At 50.1% G+C, this 8,775-nt stretch carries 7 protein-coding genes; 4 read left to right on the top strand and 3 right to left on the bottom strand.

Annotated elements, in window-relative coordinates; genetic code table 11:
- Nucleotides 1–401: 401 nt before the first annotated feature.
- The 4 genes from B157_RS0129550 to B157_RS0129535 are packed head-to-tail and all read left to right on the top strand — an operon-like array spanning nucleotide 402 to nucleotide 3,752.
- Nucleotides 402–1,208 (top strand): sulfite exporter TauE/SafE family protein, encoded by an 807-nt coding sequence (locus tag B157_RS0129550; protein ID WP_020606921.1) that lies wholly within the window; start codon nucleotides 402–404, stop codon nucleotides 1,206–1,208.
- A 40-nt stretch (nucleotides 1,209–1,248) separates the two neighbouring features.
- Nucleotides 1,249–2,652, top strand: a complete 1,404-nt coding sequence (locus B157_RS0129545) for an MBL fold metallo-hydrolase (protein ID WP_020606920.1) — start codon at nucleotides 1,249–1,251, stop codon at nucleotides 2,650–2,652.
- Nucleotides 2,653–2,663: 11 nt separating this feature from the next.
- Nucleotides 2,664–3,239 carry a YeeE/YedE family protein gene (locus B157_RS0129540; protein WP_020606919.1) on the top strand — a complete coding sequence of 192 codons (576 nt, stop codon included), beginning with the start codon at nucleotides 2,664–2,666 and terminating at the stop codon, nucleotides 3,237–3,239.
- A gap of 45 nt (nucleotides 3,240–3,284) precedes the next feature.
- Nucleotides 3,285–3,752: a DUF6691 family protein gene (locus tag B157_RS0129535; RefSeq protein WP_020606918.1), complete on the top strand. Its 468-nt coding sequence runs from the start codon at nucleotides 3,285–3,287 to the stop codon at nucleotides 3,750–3,752.
- A gap of 181 nt (nucleotides 3,753–3,933) precedes the next feature.
- Here the strand turns inward: B157_RS0129535 and B157_RS0129530 are convergent, their stop codons facing one another.
- From B157_RS0129530 to B157_RS0129520, 3 genes are all read right to left on the bottom strand, one after another.
- Complete coding sequence (locus tag B157_RS0129530; protein WP_020606917.1) at nucleotides 3,934–6,807, bottom strand: M16 family metallopeptidase; 2,874 nt, start codon at nucleotides 6,805–6,807, stop codon at nucleotides 3,934–3,936.
- A 69-nt stretch (nucleotides 6,808–6,876) separates the two neighbouring features.
- Nucleotides 6,877–7,272, bottom strand: coding sequence for a hypothetical protein (locus tag B157_RS0129525; protein WP_020606916.1), 396 nt, complete (start codon nucleotides 7,270–7,272; stop codon nucleotides 6,877–6,879).
- A gap of 40 nt (nucleotides 7,273–7,312) precedes the next feature.
- Nucleotides 7,313–8,770, bottom strand: coding sequence for a rubredoxin (locus B157_RS0129520; protein WP_020606915.1), 1,458 nt, complete (start codon nucleotides 8,768–8,770; stop codon nucleotides 7,313–7,315).
- Nucleotides 8,771–8,775: the final 5 nt, after the last annotated feature.

Raw genomic sequence — 8,775 nt, 5'->3', positions numbered from 1 at the left:
GGCTTTTCGGGCGGGAAAAGCCGAATTGGGGCTGGAGTCACCTCGACTTTGGTTCTGGGAGAACAGGCTGAAGTTATTGGGGATGGTCGCTTTGGTGTATGACTTCTTGTTGTCGTTACTGAGGAATTGGCCCCATTGGGTGCCTCTTTTTCTCAAACGGTGGGTACCCCGAACAGGCAATCGGCACCGAAAAGCTTTGGTGCCGATTTACCGCTTACGCTCAGCCATCACTAACGCACTGATGGTCGCATTCGCCATCACCCAAAATTCGGGATGACTCATGTTTGCAGGTAAATTCAGGCAGAACGACTACACCATCAGCATTTATCGACTGATAAAAATCCATCTGTGTTATGTTAGTCACAAAACAAAGGTATCCCCTACCCTAATTTTGTTGCGTAATGAGTATTCAGGAATTAATTGGTTACACTTCAGCTGTGATTGTAGGACTGGTTATTGGGTTAGCCGGGGGCGGAGGTTCCATATTGACCGTCCCGATTTTCGTCTACGTGTTCGGCGTTCCAACCATGCTGGCCACCACCTACTCCCTGTTTGTAGTCGGGTCAACGTCGGCGATAGGGTCTATTAATCATATCTGGAAAAAACGGGTAGACTTGCGGGTAACCATGGCTTTTGCCGCCCCCTCATTCCTGTCGGTTTACCTGACCCGTCGGTTTTTAGTCCCGGCCCTCCCCGACCCGTTATTTCAGTTCAATACGTTTACGTTATCGAAGAGCGATGCCATTTTATACTTTTTCGCCTTCGTTATGGTTGTGGCTGCCCGCGCCATGATTCACAACGACCGGCCGGAGCAGGGTGAAGCGGCCGATGGTCATCCCCGTTACATAAGCCTGGCACTCGATGGGCTGGCAGTGGGTTTACTGACGGGGACGATTGGTGCGGGGGGTGGGTTTATTATCGTACCCATGCTGGTGTTGCTGGCCGGGCTACCCATTCATCGGGCCATAGCAACATCAGTGTTAATAATTGCGGTGAATTCATTCGTCGGTTTTCTGGGCGACATTCACCACACGACTCTTGACTGGAATTTTCTGTTACCGTTTACCGGTTTATCTATTGGTGGCATTTTTATTGGCATGTACCTGGCCCGCTTTATAGCCTCTAACGAATTAAAAAAAGGCTTCGGCTGGTTTGTATTGACGGTAGCAGGTTACATGATTTTTCAGGAATTGTCCCACGGACATTAGTTTGTTCTTACCAGTATGATTTCATACTCAACCAATTACTATGATAATCGAACAAATTTATACAGGTTGCCTGGCACAGGGAGCCTACTACATTGAAAGCAATGGCGAAGCCGCCATTATTGACCCGCTGCGCGAAACAGCCCCTTACATACAGAAGGCAGAGCGGGCGGGGGCAAAAATAAAGTACGTATTTGAAACCCACTTTCATGCCGATTTCGTATCGGGGCATCTGGATTTAGCAAAGAAAACGGGAGCAACCATCGTGTATGGTCCGCAGGCTAAGACAGCCTACCCGGTTCATCATGCTACCGACGGCGAGCGGTTTACGGTGGGCGCTATCACCATAAAAGTGCTGCACACGCCCGGCCATACATTCGAGTCGACCACCTATTTACTAATTGACGAGGCCGGGAAAGACCATGCCATTTTTACCGGTGATACGCTATTCATTGGCGATGTAGGGCGGCCCGATTTAGCTATAAAAGGGAAGCTAACCGAACGCGACCTGGCGGGTATGCTGTACGACAGTCTGCAAACCAAAATTATGACGCTGGCCGATGACGTTATCGTTTATCCGGCTCATGGCGCGGGTTCGGCCTGCGGTAAGAATATGAGTAAGGAAACCACCGATACGCTGGGTAATCAGAAGCGATTCAACTACGCCTTACGGGCTAAGTCGAAGGCCGAGTTTGTCGAAAAAGTACTGGATGGCCTGACTACCGCTCCCGCTTATTTTGCCGAAAATGCCCGGCTCAACAAAGAAGGCTACGAATCCATTGACCAGGTGATGCAGCGCGGCAGTAACGCCCTCTCACCCGCTGCCTTTGAAGCCGCAGTGAATGAAACCGGAGCCCTGGTTCTGGACGTTCGGGAAGCGGCCGATTTTGCGAAAGGATTTGTTCCAAATGCCATCAACATTGGCCTGAACGGGCAGTTTGCGCCCTGGGTAGGTGCGCTCATCCCCGATTTGAAACAGCCCATAGCCCTTGTCACCCCCGAAGGTCAGGAAAGTGAAACCGTTCTGCGACTGGCCCGTGTTGGGTATGACGCCTGTATCGGCTTTTTGCAGGGCGGTATGGATTCCTGGAAACAGGCAGGAAAGGAAATAGATACGGTTACCTCAGTTTCGGCCGATGAGTTTGCCGGGCAGCATCGGCAAAACCCGGCAATAACCGTAGTGGATGTTCGGAAGCCCGATGAGTTTAAGAGTGGTTATGTAGCCAACGCCGAGAATTTCCCCTTAGACAACCTCAACGATTACATGGCAGAACTACCCCATAATGAACCGATTTATGTTCATTGTGCCGGTGGTTATCGCTCTATGATAGCCAACTCGATACTTAAGGCGCGGGGTTTCGACAATGTCGTGAACGTAGAGGGTGGCATCGCTGCCATCCAAAAGGCGGGGATACCCCTGGAAACAAAAAAATCTGTTAATCAATAAATTAGTCAATAGTGCTCAATTTCATTTCACAGCCCTGGCCCTGGTACGTGGCCGGGACGCTCATTGGTCTCATTGTACCCACGTTGCTTATTTTAGGCAACAAAGCCTTTGGCATTTCTTCTTCGCTGCGACATATCTGCGCGGCCTGTATGCCCGCCAAAATTCCGTTTTTTAGTTACGACTGGCGCAAAGAAACCTGGAACCTGTGGTTTGTGGGCGGTATCATCGTTGGCGGGTTCATTGGCGGCTTGCTGTTGAAAAACCCAGCGGCCATGACCATCGCTCCCGATACCTTAAACAGTTTAAAGGCCCTGGGTGTCCATGATTTTACCAGCGGCTTATTGCCCACAGATATTTTCAACTGGGAAAATCTATTTACGGCCAAAGGGCTGGTATTCTTCATTCTGGGCGGATTTCTGGTCGGTTTCGGCACCCGTTACGCGGGGGGATGCACATCGGGACATGCTATTATGGGATTATCCAATCTGCAATGGCCTTCGCTCGTAGCCACCCTTAGTTTTATGGTGGGCGGTTTCGCCATGACCCATCTGGGCTTACCCTTTCTCATGCGCTGGGTGGGTCTCTAATCCGGGACGAGTGGTCTTTTTTTCACAATTTTGCTTTTAAATAACATGGTTTCTATAGTCACAGTAGAAGAAAAAATACCTCCCGTAGCAACGCCTACCAAAGCAGCCAACTGGAAATTCGGCCTTGTCGGCGTTTTCTTTGGTATCGTGTTTGTTAAAGCGGAAGTAATTTCCTGGTTTCGGATTCAGGAAATGTTCCGGCTCGATTCATTCCATATGTATGGTGTTATTGGTACAGCCGTACTGATCGGCATGATCTCAGTCCTACTCATCAAACGCCTGAATATCAAAACTATGCAGGGTGACCCCATCACCATTGCACCGAAGCAGTTCAATAAAGGGCAGATTTACGGCGGACTATTATTTGGGTTCGGATGGGCCATTACGGGTGCCTGCCCGGGGCCGCTGTTCGCTCAGATTGGCGCGGGTTACTCCGTCGTTATCGTGTCCTTGCTGAGTGCTATTGCAGGAACCTGGGTATATGGAGCCATACGGAAGTACTTACCCCATTAGAGCATGTATGCTTCGTTACTATCAATCTAGCCCGAATATTCCGTAAGCGGGCGATTTAAATCACCCGCTTACGGAATAGAGTAATGAGCATACCTACTGACCCTAGCCCTATTAATAAGTTCCAGAATTTACTGACTGATACCAGGCTAAAGATTTTATTTTTCGAATCTCCTGCTACTCACTACTTCTTCTCGGGCATCAATACCAGCCGGATGTAGTTTGGGCCAAAATACTGGTTAGCGGCTTCTTTCGTACTTTCTACGGTTACTTTCGCTAGTTGTGCATCTTCGTGAAGGACCTCGTCGGGCGCGTCGCCATTGTAATACTGGTTCTGTAAATAACCCAGCCAGAACTGGTTGTCTTTTAGCTGCAGTTCCGTTTCCCGGCGGGTTTCAGCTTTGAATTTGGCAATGTCGGCGGGTAAGGCTCCTTTTTGTTTCAAGTCGGTGATTAACTCCTGCGTTTTGGCAATCAGTTTGTCCACGTTTTCGGGGGCACAGCCAAAATTAATGCGAAAGGTGTAGCGAGGCACCGGGTATTTGGCGTAGGCACCATTGGCACTCACCCCGTACACGCCACTTTCCTCTTCCCGAAGTTTCTCGATTAATTTAATTTCCAGCACTTCGGCTAATGCGTCTAGTTGCGTCGTCGTTTCCGGCGACCAGGTAATATCGCCACTGTAAATCAGCTGAACGGATGCTTTGGGGTCAAGCCCTTTGTACACCGTTTTGCTAACTTCGCCCTTCGGTGCCCGGATACCCAGGTCCTTAAATTTCTCCTTCGTATCCGTAGCAGGCAGACCGCCGAGGTATTTCTCGACCAGCGGTTTAAGCGTTTTTTCATCGATGTTACCCACGAAGAAGAACGTGAAGTCGCCCGCGTTGGCGAAGCGTTCCTGGTAGATTTGCAGGGCGCGGTCGAGATCAATTTTGTCCAGATCGGCGGGTTTCAACGGTTGTCGGCGTGGGTTATTGCTGCCCAGCGTCACCGTTACTGTATCCTGAAATACCTGTTGGGGCGTGGGCGTATTAATGCGGTTTTGCAGAGCACTCCGCTGATTAGACAAAAATCCTTTTATCACATCGGCATCTTTACGAGGCTGGGTGAAATAGCTATAGATAAGTTGCAGGGCCGTTTCCAGATCTTTTGGCGCTGCGCTGCCGCCAATACCCTCGTTTAATTCTCCTACGAATGGATAAACGCTAACCTGTTTGCCCGACAGGAATTTTCCGAGTTGAATCTGGTTGTAGGCACCGGTTCCACCCATAGCCGCCAGCGTACTCGCGAACCGAGCCGATGGGAAGTCCTTCAGGTCGTACAGCGAAGAACCACCGAAGCTACTCGCCGAAAACAAAATCTGGTCATTCTTAAAATCTGTGGGTTTTACTACTATCCGAACACCGTTTTTGAGTGTCCATTCCGTTACGCCGATATCCTTTATTTTTTTCTCCTCCACCACGGGCGAGCCAGTCGGCTCTTTAACCAGGAGTGGACTATCGAGCGTTTTATCTTCGTAGGCTGTCAGCCCCTTACCAGCATCGTTCACATAGCTCAAAATCTGGGTTTCGGTTGGGAGTTTGTCCTTATCCTTCTCCGGTGCCAGGACAATTACGGCCCGGTTATCGTTATGAATGAACAGGTCGACAAGGGCGTTTACTTCGGGCAACTTAATACCATCAAGCTCTTTCTTCAGAAAACTGTAGTAGAACTCAATGCTGGTGTATGGCTCCTTATCCGTAAAATTCTGGACGTATTCGTTCACGAAATTGACCGACCGGGTTTTGTTCCGTTCGCTGTAGGCCTGTTCCACACTGGTCATAAACTCCTGCCTGGCGCGGGACAGTTCGGTGGGGGTAAAACCAAACTGTTTGACGCGGGCGTTCTCATCCAGCACCGCCTTGATAGCCCGCTCTACGTTGCCTTCTTTCGCAATGGCAATAGAGGTAAACGCATCCAGATTACCCAGAAAATCGCTGTAGTTGCTGTAGCCGCCCAGAAACGGTGGGTCGGCCTGCTGGGTGAGTTCCTGAATACGGTTACCCAGCATGGTGTTGAACAGCCCCCGTTTGATGCTTTCGCGCAGGTCATTTAAGGTTTTCTCTTTTATTTCGGGCCGTTTGTAAATTACCTGCACCACCGTGTTGGGCTGCTCGGGGTCGGTTACGATTACAACTTTGGTATCCTTGTGCGGAGGGATTTCGTACTCCGTCCGGGGTTTGGGCGATTTGGTTGCCGGAATCCGGCCAAACTTATCCTGTATAATCCCCTCTACTTCTTTAATGTCGAAATCACCCACGGCGATAACCGCCATCAGGTCGGGGCGGTACCAATCTTTATAAAACTGCTCCAGCGTGGCCGGTTTAAACGTTGTCAATACCTGCTCCGTACCAATGGGCAGTCGTTTGGCGTACTGCGAATCGTTGAGCAAAGCTGGAAAATACTTATCCCGCATCCGTTGCCCGGCACCGCGCCCCAGTCGTCGTTCTTCCAGCACAACACCACGTTCCTTATCTATTTCTGTGGGGTCGAGCGTAGCGTTGTGCGCCCAGTCTTCCAGAATCTGAAAAGCTCCCTTAAAAACATTGGCCGAATCCGTCGGTACGGGTAGTTGATAGACTGTTTCGTCAAAGCCGGTGTAGGCGTTCAGATCGGCCCCAAATCGCACACCCGCCGATTGCAGGAAATTAACCAGCTCGTTTTTCGGGAAATTCTTCGTGCCATTGAACTCCATGTGTTCCATGAAGTGCGCCAGCCCCTGCTGATTATCGTTTTCCAAAACGGACCCCGCCCGAATCACCAGGCGTAGTTCAGCCCGATTTTTTGGTTCAGCATTTTTGCGGATGTAATAGGTCAGTCCATTGGACAGCACGCCGACTTTCACAGCCGGGTCGAGCGGAATAGGCGCGTTGAGATTAAGGGTAGCGTCTGCTTTTCCAGCTTTCGGGGATGCCGACTGGGGCGCAATCTTACCGGATGATTTTGCTTTGGGAACGGGTTGCGCCAGTACCAGTGTCGCACTCAGTAATAGACTTATGCTTAAGGGAAAACGTACCATTTGGTCGCCTGTGGGTTTTGTTCAACGGGTTGAAATCTGGAACAATAACGCCACAATACGCCGAATCGTTTAGTGTTTCCACACTAACAGCAGGGCGACGATGACCGATGCGATAACCGAGAACCAGCAGATGGCAACTACCCAGCGCATAGGAATTTCCCACATGGGTGCGTGAAGTAAGACCATTTCGCCGTCTGCCGCCACTTCCCCATAAAAATTGCGGGTACAGAAATCGGCCCAATCATCGTAGTCGACAAAGCGGGCCAGTGTATCCAGAGAATCCGGGGAAGGAACAACCGACGATTGCCAGAAGTTTTGTAACGAATGAGCATCTACCCGCTGATGCGTATAGTGAAAAACGAGATTGCTCAGGTGCGTGAAGTCACGCGTCCGCCAGTGGGACGATTGCTCCCAGTGCAACACGCGTTCTATCTGCTGTTTGAGGTCCCTGGTATGACGAGTCATACCTTAATGATAAGGCTTTTTCGGATAATTACCGTCCTTCCTACCCCACCGTTACTAATTGGACAGCGGTCATATCCTCCTTCGGCGCGTCGCAGGTTGAGCAGCCATAATCCACAGGTAATTGCCCGAACGGCGTACCCGCCGGAACGCCCTGACGCTCATCGCCATACTGTTCGTCGTAGACGGTAAAACAGTGCGGGCACTGGTGTACCAACGGAGCATCGTTATAAGCAGGCTCCATTTTTTCTATCTCCTGACGTACCGGCTCCAGCTCTTCCTGTATCCGCCCGGCGTTGAATTTTTGGCACAGGCGATGTAACTGGTTGGGCAAATGCAGCTTGAATAACCCTTTCTCAAACAGATGATAGGTCCGGCTGTTTGGGTTGAAGTTTTCGGTAAAATAAATGTCGTACAAACTGAACAGGGACAGTTGTCCAATCTGTAATAAAGGGCGTTTCCGAATCAAAACGGAGCCGAATACTTCTGATTTTGGGCGTGTTTGAATACCAAAACACAGGCCAAAGGTCCGGGTATCATTTTTGGCAAAGAACCGTATGATGTAATTTTTCAGATTGGCACCGTCTTCGTTCTGGTCTTCCGTCTGCCAAGCCAGTTCATTAGCCGCGTGACGCACGTTGATATTATGTTTGCCCAGTACGTACGACCAGGCCACCCGGTCTTTCTCTTCAATACCCTTGATGATGAGCGATTTCCAGGTGGTCACGCACAGTTCGCCGATGCGGGTTTTCAGACACAGTGCGCACACATCCAGCAGGAACGCAACCGAAAACTGCTCATCCCGACGATAAAGTCCCAGCCACGACCGCTGCCCATACCGATTGAAGCCTTCGTAATACGGTAGCGAAAATTCAGGCAGATCAATTTCTTTTGTAGCCAGTTGGGTAATAAACGACTGACCAGCCATTACAGCTTTATAAACTTCATCTTCCGTTTGGCAGCCCCCATCCAGCATGGCCTCTTCGATGGCTTTAGCAAGTCGCCCAACGTCGTTGGTATAAATCAATTCAGGCCATCGAAACAGGGTATTTGTTTGTTTCGGCCGGATATATAAATAGAAGAAATGAGGTTCGGGAGACGTGATAAAGTTCAGATTTCCCGTGAAAAACGGCGTAAAACTCTGGTTAAAATCGGACAGGTTTACTTTGAGTCGTGGGCCGTAATCAAACTGGTCGAGAATCGTGTGGTATTCGCTTTCGCGCAGCCATGCCCCCGCGCGAAATACGTCTTCCCCACAATATGAGCTGATAACATTCGGGTACTGTTCTGTATTGACTTCATACGGCATCGATTGCTGTTTGAGGTCTTTTCCCAGAAAACGCATATCCTCATAATGCACCGTCATCAGCAATTGCTGTCTCGCGCCAAAGCGCACAGTCCGAACATGCGCACTACGCGCCATTGTCAGAATGGTTTGCAGGGCACCGGGTGCTACAATGCCACCAGGCAAATTGACCTTTACGGTATAGTAATCGCGCATGGCGT

Source organism: Spirosoma spitsbergense DSM 19989 (genome assembly GCF_000374085.1).
GTDB classification, from domain to species: Bacteria; Bacteroidota; Bacteroidia; order Cytophagales; family Spirosomataceae; genus Spirosoma; species Spirosoma spitsbergense.
This window is presented reverse-complemented; position numbering and strand designations above follow the sequence as displayed.

Bases quoted from the DNA above. Each gene is read 5' to 3' on its own strand.
- B157_RS0129525 (WP_020606916.1), bottom strand. From the start codon at position 7,272: ATGACTCGTCATACCAGGGACCTCAAACAGCAGATAGAACGCGTGTTG.
- B157_RS0129545 (WP_020606920.1), top strand. From the start codon at position 1,249: ATGATAATCGAACAAATTTATACAGGTTGCCTGGCACAGGGAGCCTAC.
- B157_RS0129530 (WP_020606917.1), bottom strand. From the start codon at position 6,807: ATGGTACGTTTTCCCTTAAGCATAAGTCTATTACTGAGTGCGACACTG.
- B157_RS0129520 (WP_020606915.1), bottom strand. From the start codon at position 8,770: ATGCGCGATTACTATACCGTAAAGGTCAATTTGCCTGGTGGCATTGTA.
- B157_RS0129550 (WP_020606921.1), top strand. From the start codon at position 402: ATGAGTATTCAGGAATTAATTGGTTACACTTCAGCTGTGATTGTAGGA.
- B157_RS0129535 (WP_020606918.1), top strand. From the start codon at position 3,285: ATGGTTTCTATAGTCACAGTAGAAGAAAAAATACCTCCCGTAGCAACG.